The 16,239-nt window shown below is 40.4% G+C and carries 11 protein-coding genes; 4 read left to right on the top strand and 7 right to left on the bottom strand.

What is annotated here, in order from left to right; genetic code table 11:
• The first annotated feature begins 252 nt into the window (after positions 1–252).
• Positions 253–915, top strand: a complete 663-nt coding sequence (locus CWB77_RS15520) for a response regulator transcription factor (protein ID WP_010392247.1) — start codon at positions 253–255, stop codon at positions 913–915.
• Between the two features lie 14 nt (positions 916–929).
• Here CWB77_RS15520 and CWB77_RS15515 read toward each other — a convergent pair whose 3' ends face one another.
• Entirely contained in the window at positions 930–4,379 is a 3,450-nt protein-coding gene (locus CWB77_RS15515; protein ID WP_054202697.1) for a PAS domain-containing hybrid sensor histidine kinase/response regulator, read from the bottom strand.
• A gap of 739 nt (positions 4,380–5,118) precedes the next feature.
• Positions 5,119–6,063: a ribosome biogenesis GTPase YlqF gene (gene ylqF, locus CWB77_RS15505; protein ID WP_010392245.1), complete on the bottom strand. Its 945-nt coding sequence runs from the start codon at positions 6,061–6,063 to the stop codon at positions 5,119–5,121.
• A 91-nt stretch (positions 6,064–6,154) separates the two neighbouring features.
• On the opposite strand from ylqF, the gene CWB77_RS15500 reads away from it, so the two are divergent.
• Positions 6,155–6,691: a YaeQ family protein gene (locus CWB77_RS15500; protein ID WP_008112865.1), complete on the top strand. Its 537-nt coding sequence runs from the start codon at positions 6,155–6,157 to the stop codon at positions 6,689–6,691.
• Between the two features lie 184 nt (positions 6,692–6,875).
• Positions 6,876–7,481 (top strand): PGAP1-like alpha/beta domain-containing protein, encoded by a 606-nt coding sequence (locus CWB77_RS15495; RefSeq protein ID WP_010392243.1) that lies wholly within the window; start codon positions 6,876–6,878, stop codon positions 7,479–7,481.
• Here CWB77_RS15495 and CWB77_RS15490 read toward each other — a convergent pair.
• Positions 7,478–7,687 (bottom strand): hypothetical protein, encoded by a 210-nt coding sequence (locus CWB77_RS15490; RefSeq protein WP_008112863.1) that lies wholly within the window; start codon positions 7,685–7,687, stop codon positions 7,478–7,480. The genes CWB77_RS15495 and CWB77_RS15490 overlap by 4 nt on opposite strands.
• Before the next feature lie 399 nt (positions 7,688–8,086).
• On the opposite strand from CWB77_RS15490, the gene CWB77_RS15485 reads away from it, so the two are divergent.
• Positions 8,087–8,560 carry a Dps family protein gene (locus tag CWB77_RS15485; protein ID WP_008112861.1) on the top strand — a complete coding sequence of 158 codons (474 nt, stop codon included), beginning with the start codon at positions 8,087–8,089 and terminating at the stop codon, positions 8,558–8,560.
• 64 nt (positions 8,561–8,624) lie between these two features.
• Here the strand turns inward: CWB77_RS15485 and CWB77_RS15480 are convergent, their stop codons facing one another.
• From CWB77_RS15480 to CWB77_RS15465, 4 genes are all read right to left on the bottom strand, one after another.
• Positions 8,625–10,697 (bottom strand): S9 family peptidase, encoded by a 2,073-nt coding sequence (locus CWB77_RS15480; RefSeq protein WP_138623512.1) that lies wholly within the window; start codon positions 10,695–10,697, stop codon positions 8,625–8,627.
• 150 nt (positions 10,698–10,847) lie between these two features.
• The gene (locus tag CWB77_RS15475) at positions 10,848–11,423 is read right to left on the bottom strand and encodes a chitin-binding protein (protein ID WP_138623510.1); all 576 of its coding nucleotides are present in this window, start codon (positions 11,421–11,423) and stop codon (positions 10,848–10,850) included.
• A gap of 241 nt (positions 11,424–11,664) precedes the next feature.
• Entirely contained in the window at positions 11,665–14,796 is a 3,132-nt protein-coding gene (locus CWB77_RS15470; protein ID WP_138623508.1) for an efflux RND transporter permease subunit, read from the bottom strand.
• A 13-nt stretch (positions 14,797–14,809) separates the two neighbouring features.
• On the bottom strand, positions 14,810–15,988 hold the full coding sequence (locus tag CWB77_RS15465; protein ID WP_010392234.1) for an efflux RND transporter periplasmic adaptor subunit: 1,179 nt from the start codon (positions 15,986–15,988) through the stop codon (positions 14,810–14,812).
• Positions 15,989–16,239: the final 251 nt, after the last annotated feature.

Below are 16,239 nucleotides of genomic sequence, written 5' to 3'. Positions count from 1 at the left end.
AACAAAGAGTAAATCGCCCCTCGGAAGAACCCGAAGGGCAGCGCCTGTTTGGCATTGATGCTGCGTTATCGCCTATTTATGTGGAATAACCACATGACATAGGCTCTACCTTGCCTAAATATCAAACAGACTGCTGCAAATTCAATCTTGAAAGGTGAACAGACCCTAGGGTTTGCCTGTTTATCCCCACAGACAAACCTTGTTTCACATCACAAAATCACATATAACTTAATGCATTGGAGACTATTTGAAATGGCTTGTGCTGTGAATACCATAATTGCTGATGACCATCCTTTATTCAGAAGTGCGCTACGTCAAGCGGCAGCGACTTCCGTACCAGAACAATATATAAAAGAAACCAGCGATATCGACGGGTTATTTAGCTTATTAAAATCACACCCCGAGATAGAGCTGATATTTTTAGATTTAACAATTCCTGGCGCCAATGGTTTACAAGCGCTCTCACAACTAAGAAATCAATACCCTGATATATTAATTATTATGGTATCGGCTAACGAAACCCCCACTATCATAAAACAAGCCATGAGCTTAGGTGCTGCAGGCTATATTCCAAAGTCATCATCCCTTGATGTGATCAGTGAAGCCATTGAACATGTACTCAATGGAGACTCTTGGTTGCCAACAGATATTGACTTAACTGATGTGGTTGTTAATGACGAACAGAGCAATTTTGCCCGCAACCTAGAAAAACTCACTCCACAGCAATACCGTGTACTCGCAATGATAGCCGACGGGCTTTTGAACAAACAAATTGCCTTTGAAATGTCGATTCAAGAAACCACCATAAAACAACATGTATCGGCCATTTTGCGAAAGCTGAATGTGTATAACCGTACCCAAGCAGGCATTTTGTTTAATCAGCTATCTCAAGTTGGTAAGTTAGAGGCGAGCTAATATAGTGTACGTCTCTAAGTCAGTCGTTTTATCATTCTTTTTAATGCCGGTGCTTTAAGTGGTTTGTACAATAAAGGATAACCTGCATCGAGTACGCGCTCGCGTATTTGCTCATCGTGGTTTGCAGTATTAACAATGGCAGGCAGCGTCATTAATCCTGCTTGTTCAATCACCTCAAGACCCGTTACACCGTCATCCAACTGATAATCAACAATAAGTAGCTGTGGTAGTGTATTTTCTGCTTTGAGTTGCTCAAGTTCAATTAAGTTAGTGGCCGTGGCAATTTCACAGCCCCAGTTTTCTAGCAACTGTTTCAGCGCTTCAAGTACATTACGATCGTTATCCACAAGCCAAATACATAAACGACCCAATTCAGTTTCTGAATTGGCAGGTACATGCGCAGTGGCTGGTGTTTTTAAACTAGGTTTGCATGGCATGGTTAAAGTAAATTGGGTGCCTTGATTAAGTTGCGACCCCATTACTAACGGGATCCCGAGTAAGTCACAAATTCGTTTGGTGATCGACAACCCTAAACCAAGTCCTTCAGCATTGGGTTTTTCACCCAATTGTTTAAATTCCTGATAAATACTCTGCTGATCACTAGTGGCAATACCTATGCCTGTGTCTTCAATCACAAACGACACATGGCGTTCATCAAGTAAGACTCTTAAGCGTACTTCACCGTGCTCAGTGTAGCGAATCGCATTACTTAGTAAGTTTCTTAGTACACGCTTAAGTAATGCTTTATCTGTGTAAATTCGCGCTTCACACGACTCAACAACAAAGCTGAGGCCTTTTTCTTGAGCAAGAGCTAAATAATCATTACGCAATGGCTCTATTAAACTACTCACATTAAATTCCGTTAGCTGTACTTTAAACGAGCCCGAATCGAGCTTAGTTAATTCCAAAATACTTGAAAGTAACTCTTCCGCACTGCCTAATGAATTTTTAATATTCATGGCTAGCTCTTTAAGCTCAGTATCTTGAGCTTTTTCGTTCATCAGCGAGCAAAACAAACTTGCTGCATTAAATGGCTGCAATAAATCGTGACTCGCTGCGGCAAAAAAACGCGTTTTACTTACTGTTGCTTGCTCTGCTACTTGCTTAGCTTTAGAAAGCGCTTGGTTAGCCTGTGTTAATGCCGCAGTTCGCGTAGCCACTTGTTCTTCAAGACTTAAATTAGCTTGTGTTAGCGCTTTTTGTTGTTTTACAAATTCACTTATGTCGGTATAGGTCGTTACAAATCCACCGCCAGGTAAAGGGTTACCTTGCATTTCAAATACTCGCCCATCGTTGTGAGCACGCTGATATTTATAAGCACTACCTTGCTTTAAATACGCTAAACGCTTATCAACTTCAGTATTAATATCCTCACCACGAAATAAGCCTCGCTCAGCGTTAAAGCGAATAATATCGGCAACAGGTCGGCCTATATACAAAGCACTTTCAGGATAATTAAACATCTGCTTATAACCTTGATTCCAGGCTACCAAACGAAGTTCCCTATCAACTACGCTAATGCCTTGCTGAATATTTTCAATGGTAGATTGCAGCAAATCACGATTAAATTTAAGTACTTGGCTAGCTTCATCTACAAACTCGGCGACTTGTTCTAAAGGCTGACGCTGCTCATTTTTCGCTACATCTAAAATTAGCCGTGCTGATGCGCCACCAATAACCGCTGACATTTCACGCTCAACTAATAACTCAAGCTCAACATTAGCAATCCGCTTCCATTGGCTTTTTTCATGTGGGAAATACTGCTGCACTAAAGAGTGGCTCGCGTCTTTTTCAGCAAAACGCTGTAATAATGCACCTAGGTCTTCATAATTGAGTGGCTGTAATGCAGTGTTTAATCGCGAGTCGTTTAATTGTGAAATAAACTTATTGCTTTGCAGACGCTCAGCAAGCGTTGCACGGCTAAATAGTGGTACAAGCAAATACACTAGTGTATTAACCCCTAACGACAATAGTAATGATTGGCTTATACTTTCTAAACCCAATGAAAATAAATCAGTTGGAGCCAACCACTTAATATTCCACGGCCCTTCAACTAACCAACTGCTTTGGCTGCCTAAGCCACTAGCCAAGTTCGGTAGTAATAGAGTGTACCCCCAAATAACAAAGCCGCTTAAAATCCCAAACTGTGCACCACGACACGATGCGTGTCGCCACCACAAACCAATGATCATCGCAGGAGCAAATTGTGCCACCAAGGTAAACGACATTAGCCCAACACTGGCTAGCGTGGTAGTTTCTGCAAGCACTCTATGAGTGAAATAGCTAAGTAACAATATCAGCACAATCACTATTTTACGCGCATGCAGCAAGTGATTTTTATCTAGCCCTCGGCTACTTGAAGTTAACTGTGAACGACGTAAGATAAACTGATTGATAAAATCGTTAGTGATCATCACCGACAACACAATTGACGAGACGATTACCATACTGGTAGCCGCCGAAAAGCCACCTAAAAAGGCAAGTAAGGTTACCCCGCTATTGTCTGCCGCCATTGGCAACGCTAATACAAAGGTATCTTGACCTACACTATTGCCGTTAAAGTAAACCAGCCCCGCATAAGCAATGGGTAATATAAATAAATTAATGGCCAATAAATAAAGCGGAAATAACCACCGAGCGGTAGCCAGTTCATTATTATTGTTATTTTCAATAAAGCTCATATGAAACTGGCGTGGTAAACATAGCGTTGCCAGTATCCCTAAAAAAGTATGCGCAACATATACATAAACAGGGCTTTGAGTTGCCGCAACTTGATTAGGTATATTTAGCGCTAGTGCTTGCTCGTAGAGTGCAACTGGGCTATCAAATAAAACAAAACAGACATATAAACCCACCCCAATAAAAGCCAGTAACTTTACTATTGATTCAAAGGCAATACTGGCGATTAGTCCAGGGTTATGCTCGCTAGGTTTAAGCCTTCGGGCACCAAATAAAATCGCAAATAAAGCCAGTAATAAAGTGATATAAAACGTACTATCAGCCCACACTTGGTTACTTTGAGTAGGGGCTCGGTCGGTGACTAAGTTGATGCTCTGCGCAGTTGCACTTAGCTGAAGAGAAATATACGGCACAATCGCTATTACTGAAATAAGTGAGATCAGCCCTGACAGACTTGACGACTGCCCATATCGCGTAGCAATAAAATCAGCCAATGACGTGAGTTTTTGTTGTCGACAAATATGTGCAATACGGCAATACAATTGCCAGCCAAAAATAAATAATATAATAGTGCCGGCATAAGTTGGTGCTAACCACCAACCATTACTTGCGGCTTGCGCAGTTGTGCCATAAAAAGCCCATGAGGTACAATATACACCTAATGACAGACCATAAATCATGCCTTTAAATGGCAGCACCTTTCGCCTATCTGCCCACCCCGCAACTGCAAATAATACTCCTAGGTACACCACGGCAATAAGGCTAATAAACCAAATAGAAAACATATTTTTGTTCTTGTTATTATTTTTATAATACTTAACTTAGCATAAGGAGAAATGCAGCAAAAATCAGCCCTTACTTTAGTGCTATAAATGAACAAAAAATTAAAATAAGAATTATTTGCATTTGGGTATTGACAGTTATTTAGATCTAACTGATAATCAATCTCAACAAGAAGGAAGTACATTGCTTTTTGTGACGGTAAAGTTCATTTGTTTCTCGACCCTGAAACAACGTGTGGCTCACGTTAAAGCCAAGATTATCTGTTATTAATCACAACGCCCCTTGATATTGATTGCAGATAATCGTCTATTACTTACTTGCTACATTGCTCATATCGGTGACGGTTGATATGAAACTAAAAAAGCCCTTACGGGCTTTTTTTATGCCTGTAATTTAATATAAAACCAACCTGAAGTTAATGAGAATTATTTGCATTAAGGTGTTGACAGCCACTCAAATCTAACTGATAATCACTATCAACAAGAAGGCGGTACATTGCTTCTTGTGACGGAAAATTCATGTGTTTCTCGACCCTGAAACAAACGTGTGGCGCACGTTAACAGCTATGGAAACCTGTTATAAACCACAACGCCCCTTGCTGTTTATGACCTGTTTCCGCCCTACTCATTTACTTGCTACATTGCTCATATCGGTGACGGTAGATATGAAACTAAAAAAGCCCTTACGGGCTTTTTTTATGTCTGTAATTTAATGCGTAAGGCTTTACCTACGCTTTAAAAATTAACGGCGGTTTTTTCGTGCACGTGCTCGGCGTTGTTTTTTCTCTTCTTCTTTGGCTTGCTTTTTAGCCTCTGCAGCAGCGCGCAATCCAGCCACCATTATTTCTTCCTCTTCACGCATGGTAGGTGTTTCCATGGTGATACGGCCAATAATACCATCTCGTAATTCATTAATTAGAATTTCTGACATTTTATACGTATCGATTTGGTTACCACCGCGAATACAGCCGCGTTTTTTACCCGCCATTTCAACAAACTCCCAATCACTTTCTGGTAGCTCATCTAACTTATAACGTGCTTTTAAAAGCTCAGGATAAGCATGCAATAAATACTCAGCGGTGTAACTTGCTACTTCTTCGTACTCAATAGCGGTATCACGTATCGCACCGGTTGCGCCTAAACGATAACCTGAGTTTTCGTTTTCTACTTTTGGCCACAGCATCCCTGGCGTATCATAAAGCATAATGCCATCATCAAGCTTAATACGTTGCTGCGCCTTAGTTACTGCAGGCTCGTTACCTGTTTTAGCCACTATACGCCCAGCAAGCACATTAATAAGCGTAGATTTACCTACGTTTGGAATCCCCATTATCATGGCTTTAATTTGCTTATCGGCACCAACTTTATGCGGCACTAACTTTTTACATAGCTCATTAATACGATGCACTTCAGCCGCTTTATCGTTACCAAATGCAATGGCTTTTACGCCATTTTCTTGCTCAAAATAGTCTTTCCAGGTTTGCGTCATTTTAGGATCAGCTAAATCGGCTTTATTGAGAATTTTGATGACCGGCTTACCTTCACGCAGGGTAGCCACCATCGGGTTTTCGCTACTGTAAGGAATGCGCGCATCTAGCACTTCAATGATCACATCCATTTGTGGCATTATTTCTTTAATTTCATTTCGGGCTTTATTCATGTGCCCAGGGAACCACTGGATAGCCATTTTTAACTCCTAACATATAATTTGTAGCTATTTTAACTGGCAATTCATTTAATTGCGCTATACTGGCGCAAATTTTTTCAGATTAGATATCATGGCTCTCAAATCTACCATTATTAAAGCGCAACTATCGCTTAGCGATATGGACCGTCACGTATACCAAGACTTTAATTTAACCTTGGCACAACACCCTTCAGAAACTGAGCAGCGCTTGATGATCCGCTTACTAGCGTTTGCACTTAATAGCTGTGATGGATTAGAGTTTACTAAAGGTTTATGTGCTGATGATGAGCCGGAGCTTTGGCATGTCAATTACAGCGAAGAGATAGAGCTGTGGATTGAGCTGGGGCTACCTGATGAAAAACGCCTCAAAAAAGCCTGTAATAAAGCTAAAAAAGTAGTTTTATATACCTATGGCGAGAATAACCAAGCTATTTGGTGGCAAAAGCATCAGCCTAAATTGTACGAGTTTAAAAACTTAAGCATTTTTAGCCTTGATTATGCTGCTACTCAGTTATTAGCTGCGTTGGTTGATCGTAATATTAAATTGGCTATTACCATTCAAGATGGTGAAGTTTGGGTTAATACCGACACCACTAACATTGAGATAAAACCTCAGCAATTAATGTAATTAGAATAGGTTATACCAATTGCATTAAATTAGTTATCTATTATAGCGACAAAGAAATAAGTCGATAACAAGGCGAAAATGATGACATATAGTTGCTCTATATAAATAATTTTTAACGCAGGTAGCGGATTATTTAATACGCTAGAATGATCATGTTTTTAATAAAATTGGTATTTGGGGGCGTATGAAAGTTAAACGCGTTATTGTTTTACATGGCTTGTATATGTCTGGCTTGGTTATGCGCCCGTTATGTTCGCGTCTAGAAGAGTCGGGGGTTAAAGTTTTAAACTTAACCTACAATACTCGAGACCCTAATCGAGATGCTATTTTTACGCAAATAGATGAGTTTATTAGCAATGAGCCTTCTGCTTTAGTCTGCCACTCCATGGGAGGCTTAGTTGCCCGCGCCTACTTAGAAGCAAACTCAGCGCCAAGTCACCATGTTGAAAAGGTGATCACCTTAGGTACGCCACATACTGGCAGTCATATTGCTGAGAAAATGCAACAAAAAGGGTTTGAGCTATTATTAAAAAATAGTGTTGAATTTTTACTCTCAAAAAATGGTGATTGGCCTTTTAAAGCCAAGCTATATAGCATTGCCGGCGACTTACCGATTGGCTTAATGCCACTCATTGTAAAAGGCAGCCGCTCTGATGGCACCGTATTACTAGATGAAACCAAGCTCAAAGGTATGGCTGAACACAAGGTGTTTCATTTAAGCCATACCAGTATGATTTACTCTCGCCAAGTCGTTAATTATATTCTTGAGCGCTTGAACGAGGACATTTAGTCCTCAGCTGCAGCGGCCACTTTATAGCTGATCAAAAATATAATACCTAACACCAGCGGCATGGGTGCAGCGATATAACCAAAGGTATCAGAGTTTGCAAAACTCGCACCCGCTAAGTGCGCAACTAATCCAACAACAAACGCGACCAAAGCAATACCAATAACGATGAGTTCAGCTTTATTCTCTTTACGTGTTTTAGCTTCCATTATTTCTCTCCGCATCTAATCAAGTAGCCCCTTAACTTAATAAAGTACTCTCTATCAAGTTGGGTTATATTGATTATGCGCTTTACTTGTGCGCGTTTTTTGACCTAAATCAATAAATAAAATAAGTCTGTGCTGAGCCTTTCAAAAGCTTGTTTTAGATCATATTTTGTACTCACAAAATAAACAATTTCGCTGCTCAAGGTAGTATTTTTATAAACACAACCCATATCTATTGAACAGCGTTAGTTAACTTATTTATAAAACCACAGATACGCTGATAGCTTTTAGCTATGGCATCAATATGTATAAACGATTTTATCCATAGACGATTATGAGCAATACTTATTTTACTGAGCAATATGTGAAAATTCATAAAAACGGTTATTTAAGGAGCAAGGTATGTCGCAAGTAAATGCAATTGGTTTAAACAGTACAAAAAGTGAAGATATTATTAAGTCACTGAATACGCTTTTAAGCAGCTATCAAATTCAATATATGAATGCGCGCGGTTTTCACTGGAATATTAAAGGCCGAAACTTTTTTGAATTACATTTAAAGTTTGAAGAAATTTATAACTTACTACTATTAAAAGTAGATGAAATCGCAGAACGTATTTTAACGCTTGATGGTGCACCGCTACATGCGTTTTCAGATTACTTAGAAGTAAGTGAAATTAAAGAAGCAAAAGGGATCAGCGATGGAGTAACCGCAGTAGAGAACTTACTTGCCGGATACAGCAGCTTAATTAAAATGCAGCGCGATATTCTTGCACAAGCCGCTGAAGCTGATGATGAAGGTACCGCGTCATTAATGAGTGACTACATTAAAGAGCAAGAAAAACTAGTGTGGATGTTAAAAGCCTACCTAGATTAAGTTATTTTAAAAAATAGAAAGCCTCAGTTATGACTGAGGCTTTTTTGTGATAATCATATACTGGCTATGACAAAGCGATAAAAAAGGCCATTTCTAGCGCTTTTTCTTCTAAGCTCTTAAAGCGACCCGATGCCCCACCATGCCCTGCATCCATGTCGGTTTTAAACACTAAAATATTATCATCGGTTTTATATTCACGCATTTTAGCCACCCATTTCATTGGTTCCCAATACTGTACTTGTGAGTCGTGCAAGCCGGTCGTCACCAATATATTGGGGTAGTGTTGCGCACTAATATTGTCGTACGGTGAATACGCTTCAATAATCTCGTAAAAATAGGGGTCGTTTGGGTTACCCCATTCATCATACTCATTTGTTGTAAGCGGAATGCTTTCATCTAACATGGTGGTGAGCACATCTAAAAATGGCACATGGCAGCCCACTCCACAGTAAAGTTCAGGCGCTTGATTTACCACAGCTCCCATTAATAACCCCCCAGCACTGCCACCAGAGGCAAACACTTTACTTTTGTTGCCGTACCCTTGCTCAGTGAGCGCTTTGGTTACATCTATAAAGTCATTAAAGCTATTTTGTTTATGCTGTTTTTTACCATGTTCGTACCATGAACGCCCTAGCATTTCACTACCACGCACATGCGCAATTGCATAAACAAAACCACGGTCGAGTAAACTCAGTGATGTACTTGAAAAGCTTGGATCTATGGTGATCCCATACGCGCCATAGCCATATTGAAATAACGGATTTGAACCATCTTGTTTAAAACTATCTTTACGATAAACCAACGACACCGGTACTTTTATCCCATCACGAGCGCTGACCATGAGTCGCTCTGACTGATAGTCTCCTGCGTTAAAATCACCAAGTACTTTTTGTTGTTTAAGTAAGGTTTTTTCACCGGTAGTTAAATCAACATTATAAAGCGAGCCGGGAGTCGTTAAGCTCGAATAGTAAATGCGTGCATGAGCTACATTTGGCTCTGGGTTCATGGCAATAGCAGCGTAATAACAAGGATCATCAAACTCAAGGTTCATTCGCTCGGCGTTTTGATTAACCACAACAAAGCGTGCTTGGCCTTGTTCGCGCTCGCTAAGCACTAAAAAGTCGTTAAATAGTTCAACGCCTTCTAATAATACAGTTTCACGATGAGGGGTATGTGTTTGCCACTGGTTTTTATCAGCAATGGTATTGCTTGTCGCGGTCATTAATCTAAAGTTTTTAGCCTGCCAGTTAGTCACTATATAAAAAGTATCACCGAGCTTATCAATATCAAATTCATGGCCCTCTTCACGCGGCATTAAAGCAGTAAATTCGCCATGGGGTTGATTGGCATCAAGTATCCACATGTCGTTAGTTTCTGTGCTTGCTAAATCGATAATAATTAAGCTTTCATCACGACTTTTACCCAACCCCATAAAAAAGCTACTGTCTTGCTCTTCATATACCAACACATCTTGGTCTTGCTCACTCCCTAGCTCATGTCTAAAAACTTGATAACCCAATAAGGTTTTTAAATCCTTTTTTACATAAAATACGGTTTTATTGTCGTTCGCCCAAACAACCTGCCCCTCGGTATTTTCAAGTACATCGTCGAGCATTTTATCGTTGTTTAAATCTTTAAAGCGAACAGTGTAAATACGTCTGCCGTCGGTATCCTCAGAGTATGCCATTAATTGCTCACTGGGGCTCAGCGCCACTTCCCCTAGCTCATAAAACTCATAGCCGTTAGCAAGTTCATTCACATCAAGTAGCAACACTTTATTAGCCATTGCCATACTGCTACTGCGATAATGGCGTGCATATTCATCATCTCCGCGAACCTCTGAGTGATACCAATACTGGCCGTCTTTTACCGGTACAGTGTTATCATCTTTTACAATACGGCCTTTAAGCTCTTCAAATAATGCACTTTGTAATGGCTTAATAGCGGCTAATTGCTCATCACAATAAGCGTTTTCTTGTGCTAAATGCGCGAGTATTTCGGCACTTTTTCGTTCATCATCGCGCATCCAATAATAATCATCACTGCGTGTTTTTGCGTGAGTTGTAAGCGCATAAGGTTGCTTTTTAGCAATAGGAAAATTAGGCAATAAGCTTAAAGAATAATCAGAAGAAGACACAAAAAAACCGCTTAAAAAATAACAATGGCGGCCAGTTTATCATAAAAATAAAAAAGCCCACTCATAGTTGAGTGGGCTAAAGCGGTATAAATTCGATAACTAAAAACTACGTGAATTTTATTGTTGTCGTTATACCTAAGGGAAGTTGATTTACTGTATTTGCTGCCAAGCCATAGTCCAGCTCTCGCCAACGCCAGGCTCAAACATAGTGTTATGCTCATCTACACGGCAAAATTCGCTAAATGGCCATGCCTTACACTGGTATATATGCCCAGTTTTTGGCTGTAATACTTTGGTGCCCGCACTATACATATCGCCATTTTGAGGATAAATTGCGTCGTATCCAAGGCTATTTACAGCAATTAATTTTTTATTTTTTTCAGCGCGATTAAAATGGACCACTGCGCTACAAATACCACTGCTTTCAAGTGCAAATATTTTGTTATGTCGATACGCAACAACCAATCCTTGCTCTGTCATTCTGCCAGCGCACACCAGTGGAATATGCATATTAATATGCTCAACTACCAGTAAACTCCAAGCATGGGGTTCTCCCTGTTCAGGGGAAAGTATTTCATAATCAAACGCTAGCTGAGTTAATTCGCCATGCTCATCGTAAAAGTTCACACTAACCGTATCACCAACAAATAGCTGGCTATACTGATCCAGCCCAAGACAACCAATAGTTAACCATTCTCCACACGTTAATGATGAATGTATAAACACTGCAACACCTTAAAGAGTCAAACGTCTCGCCCATATCATATGGCTTACAACAGGCAAACTAGCTCGTAGGCTAATATGCGTTAACCAACATCAACCATTGTAATCAGCAACGTCACAACAATCAAACAAAAGAATGTAACTGAAGTTTAAAAACAATACTTAAGTATAGAATCATAAAAATAAAAAAAGCCAACCGCTTTAACGGTTAGCTTTTTTATTTAACTGCATGATATGTGTGATGTTAACTTACACTCACCTTTTTACTTGCGAAAGGGCGTTTAATTAGAGCGCCTATATCGGTTAAAATAATATACAAACACGGTACCAAAATAAGGGTGATCAGTGTTGCAAACATAACCGCAAAACCAAGTGCTACCGCCATAGGTATTACAAACTTAGCTTGTAGACTGGTTTCAAACATAATCGGTAATACGCCGGCAAAGGTAGTAATTGAGGTAAGTAGTATCGGCCTAAAGCGTGCACAGCCTGCCTCAATAACCGCATCTTTTATACTAATACCAGCACGACGCGCCTGATTAATAAAATCAGTCATAACTAATGAGTCATTAATAACAACCCCTGCTGCGGCAATTAAACCAAAGCCCGACATTAAGCTAATATCTAAGCCAAACCAAAAATGCCCCCATATTGCCCCCGTTAGACTAAATGGAATAACCGACATTACAATTAATGGTTGTGAGTAACTTTTTAGTGGCACGGCCAGTAATATATAAACTAAAATCATACCACCAGCAAAAAACAGTAACTGCTCATCGGCTTGTGCCTGCTGCTCTTCAATTGCGCCACCTAGTTCTGACTTAACGCTCGGATATTCGTCCAACAATTGTGGTAGTAGATTTTCTTTTACTTGCTTAACCACTTCGCCTGGCTCAATTACTTCTTCGTCTATGTTGCCATACACATAAACAGTACGATAACCGCCTTCACGACGAATATAACTAATACCAGGGGTTTCAGTTAGCTCAACCACATCTCCTAACAGCACTTCCCTACCTTGTGGCGTGGTGATAACCGCGTGTTTAAGCGATGAAAACGCTTCACGGGTAAGTTTAGGGTAACGTACCATCACCCGCACTTCTTCACCGCGGCGAATAACACGTTGCGCCTCGCCACCATAAAAACTCGCACCTACTTGATTTGCAATTGAGGCCAAATCTAACCCTAAGTCAAAAGCGACTGGTTTTAAGCTCATTTGTACTTCTTTGCTAGCAGGGTCAATGGTAGAGCTTATGTCGAATAAGCCTTCTTGTTGCTGCAATAATCCAATAAAGCGACGCCCGGCTTCATTCAATGTATCAATGTCAGAGCCATACAGTAAATAGCCGAACTCACCGCCACTACCGCCGCCTCCACCGCCTACATCATCTTGAATAGTTAACGATTTAACACCTGCAATATTTGGCATAGCTTCACGCCAGCGGCGCGAAAGCTCAAAGGCATTATAAGGGCGTAAATCTTCATCAACCAATGGCGCTAGTAGTTGCGCCTCTGTACGACCTTGATTAAATACCAATACATCGCGAATCATTTTTTGCCCTTCTTCGCGCGCTGTTTGCTTATCTATTTCAAGTACCATGGCTTCGATTTGGCGAATAGCATTAATCGTTTGGATGTCTGATACGTTATCGTTCATCTCAAGATTAATTTGCGGGAAGTCATGCGGCACTTTAGGTGATGGGATCATTCTCACCTGATTAGACGATATTAACGCAAAGGTAAAAATTAATAGCGCAACAAAACTAAATAGCACCGTCCAACGCCACTTTATACAAGTAACAATAAACTGCCTATACGGCCCATTTACAAAACCAAAAAAGCGCTTATTAAAGCGCGCTCGCCAACCGTCAGGGTTAATAGGAGAAAAGTGAGTATGCGCAATGTGTGCCGGTAATATCAGCTTAGATTCAATCAAGCTAAATATTAGGCATAAAATTACCACCACTGAAATACCTATAAAAAAGGAACTTTCAGGGCCGCTTGAAAGCGTAAATGGCGCAAACACAGCAATGGTTGTTAGTACACCAAAGGTAGCAGGGGTTGCCACTCGTTTGGCGCCATTAACCACATTAACAACACCACCGCCTTTTTTTTCTATTTCGGTGTAGGCACTTTCACCTATAACAATGGCATCGTCCACCACAATCCCCAGCACCATAATAAAGGCAAATAAAGACACAATATTAATCGTGATACCAAATAATGGCATCAGCATCATCGCACCTAAAAAGCACACTGGTAAACCAATCATTACCCACAGTGCAAGCTTAAAACGTAAAAATAACGAGAGCATAAGAGCAACTAAAATTGCACCTTGCAGCAAATTAGCTTTCATCATATCTAAGCGTGCATTTAGGTAATAAGTAAAGTCCATTAGTGGCTCTATACGAACACCCAATGGCAGCTCTTTATTTTTTTGATCAATATACGCTTTAACTGAATCGGCCACCGGAATAATGTTTTGATCTTCGGTGGCTTTTACCGACAAATAAACCGCGTTTTCGCCATTAAATTTAAAGTAACGCTCACCTTCAACAAACTGATCTTTGATGGTAGCAATATCTTGTAGCAACACTTTGGCACCGTTCGCGCCAATTTTTACCGGAATTTGCCTAAACTCTTCACCAGAATAAAACTGATTTTCTACTCGAACCGAAATAACACCAGCATCAGTTTTTAGTTGTCCCGCCGAAAAATTAGCCGAATAACGACGTACCGCGTTCGCTACATCCGATAAGGTTAAATTATATTGGCGAAGTGTGTCGGGCTCTATTTCTATGGCAATTTCATCCAGTGGCACATCATTTACCACTAAAGATACATTCGATAACTGCAATAATTCATCTTCAACCTGATTTGCGATTGGCTTAAGTTCATTTAGCGGAAGGTCGGCAACGAGCGTCATACCAATTACATCTTGGCGAAACTCTATTTGGCTAATGGTAACCGGCTCCATTCCCGCTGGAAAAGTTGCAATACCATCTACTCGCAGCTTGACCTTATCGAGAACGTCGGTGAGCTCTGCGTCAGTATTAATTTCAAGGCTGGCAGAACCACCATTACGAAAAGCGCGATACACCCCTTTTTTTATCTCAGTTATATCTTTTAACGACTCTTCAATTTTTATTAAGATGCTTTCTTCAATTTCCTGTGGCGACGCCCCAGGGTAGTTTGCATTCACCGTAATATAGTTAACTTCTATATTGGGGAACATTTGTCGCTGAATGGTAAAGTAGCTTATAAGCCCCATGACAATGATAAAAAACATCATCAAATTGGCAGCAACAGAGTTGTTAGCAAAATAAGCAATTAACCCTGTTTGTTTGGTTGTATTGGGCTGTTCTTTGTTATTCATAACTCACCCTACCTTAAAGTTTTTCAGTGGATGCGTTTTCTGCTGCATCTGTACTTTTAGTCTCTGTTAAACCGGCTATTTTTACTGCCATTCCTTTTTGTGGATATTCCGGCAAGGTAGTAACAAGCTTGTCGTTGGCTTCTAAGCCATCACTGATATAGAAGTATTCACCTTCTTCACGAATTACTTTCACCTTACGCGGCTCTAGCTGTTGCTCATCATTGACTACCCACACGGTTTGGTTATTTACTAACTCTTGCGGTAAACGATAAATGTTATTGAGCATAGTGCCAGCAAAGTTTACTTGTACATAAGTGCCAAATTTAATTGCAGGCTGCTGATTAGTAAGCCCATAAGGATCTTCAATTCTTACTACTAAACTGCTCATGCGAGTCGCGTTATCAACAATCCCTAAATCGCGATCTATTACTGCTTGGCGAGTAAACCCATTTAATCCTGTTTTAATAACCGTTGCAGTTACCCCTTTAACACGCTCAGGTAAAAACACACTGTCAAAGCCAGCGATCGGAATAATCACTTCAGCGGTTTCAATATTATTCAGCTCGGCAACTTGAGCGCCCATAGTGACAAACTGGCCAACACCTACGTTACGACTCACGACTAATGCATCGTATGGTGCGCTCACTTCACAATTATCTAAATCGCGTTGTGCCCGTTTCAATGCAGCTTGGGCCGATTTAACCGATGCCTGCGCACTCAATACTTGTGGTTTGCGTAAAAATAAATCTGTACGCGCTTTATTTGGGAAACGTTTTGCTTCGTCTTCTGCTACTTTAGCTTGCGCTTGCTCTTCAATTAACATCGCTTGCGCGCGGGCAAGTTCAGCCTCGGCTTGCAGTACTGCTGCTTCGTAGTTATCTTTTTCAATTGTAAATAAGATTTCGCCGCGACCCACGACCCCACCGGCCACAAAGCTTGGATGCCAGCTAACTACCTCACCGGATACTTGCGCTGAAAGCTGGGTATTTTCTAGCGGCTGCACTTCACCATAACTATTAATGATAACTTGATGATTGTTAGCGGAAACAGCTTCAACCTGCACCGTTGGACGAGTGTCTATGACTTCTTTTTTATCTGACTCTTTTGCAATCGCATTAATTGCAGCAAAACCAACCACACCTAATGTTAATGCTACGAACGGAAAAATCCACCTAAGTACATTACCTTGCATCTGTTTATTACTCCCAAATTACTATTAACACCATGATACCAAAGCTTAATGAAACATTAACGTGACATTTGTAAGCAACTGTTACAAAAAAGTATAGGTTAGGTCTTATGCAGTGAAGTATAAATCAATAAAAAGCCTCACTGAGTCGCTTCATAAATGTATTGTTACAAATTTTTACCATTATAAATCATAAAGCTAATCACTTTGGGGTAGTATTTAGGAACGATACTGTACGAAACGGCATGACAAAC

The sequence above is a fragment of the Pseudoalteromonas sp. S1610 genome (genome assembly GCF_005887465.1).
GTDB lineage: Bacteria > Pseudomonadota > Gammaproteobacteria > Enterobacterales > Alteromonadaceae > Pseudoalteromonas > Pseudoalteromonas undina.
Note: the sequence above shows the minus strand (reverse complement) of the source record. Positions and strands in the feature narration are given on the sequence as shown.

Excerpts from the sequence above, each read along its gene's own strand:
- CWB77_RS15500 (WP_008112865.1), top strand. The coding sequence starts at position 6,155 with ATGGCTCTCAAATCTACCATTATTAAAGCGCAACTATCGCTTAGCGAT.
- CWB77_RS15465 (WP_010392234.1), bottom strand. The coding sequence starts at position 15,988 with ATGCAAGGTAATGTACTTAGGTGGATTTTTCCGTTCGTAGCATTAACA.
- CWB77_RS15485 (WP_008112861.1), top strand. The coding sequence starts at position 8,087 with ATGTCGCAAGTAAATGCAATTGGTTTAAACAGTACAAAAAGTGAAGAT.
- CWB77_RS15495 (WP_010392243.1), top strand. The coding sequence starts at position 6,876 with ATGAAAGTTAAACGCGTTATTGTTTTACATGGCTTGTATATGTCTGGC.
- CWB77_RS15520 (WP_010392247.1), top strand. The coding sequence starts at position 253 with ATGGCTTGTGCTGTGAATACCATAATTGCTGATGACCATCCTTTATTC.
- CWB77_RS15490 (WP_008112863.1), bottom strand. The coding sequence starts at position 7,687 with ATGGAAGCTAAAACACGTAAAGAGAATAAAGCTGAACTCATCGTTATT.
- CWB77_RS15515 (WP_054202697.1), bottom strand. The coding sequence starts at position 4,379 with ATGTTTTCTATTTGGTTTATTAGCCTTATTGCCGTGGTGTACCTAGGA.
- ylqF (WP_010392245.1), bottom strand. The coding sequence starts at position 6,063 with ATGGCTATCCAGTGGTTCCCTGGGCACATGAATAAAGCCCGAAATGAA.
- CWB77_RS15470 (WP_138623508.1), bottom strand. The coding sequence starts at position 14,796 with ATGAATAACAAAGAACAGCCCAATACAACCAAACAAACAGGGTTAATT.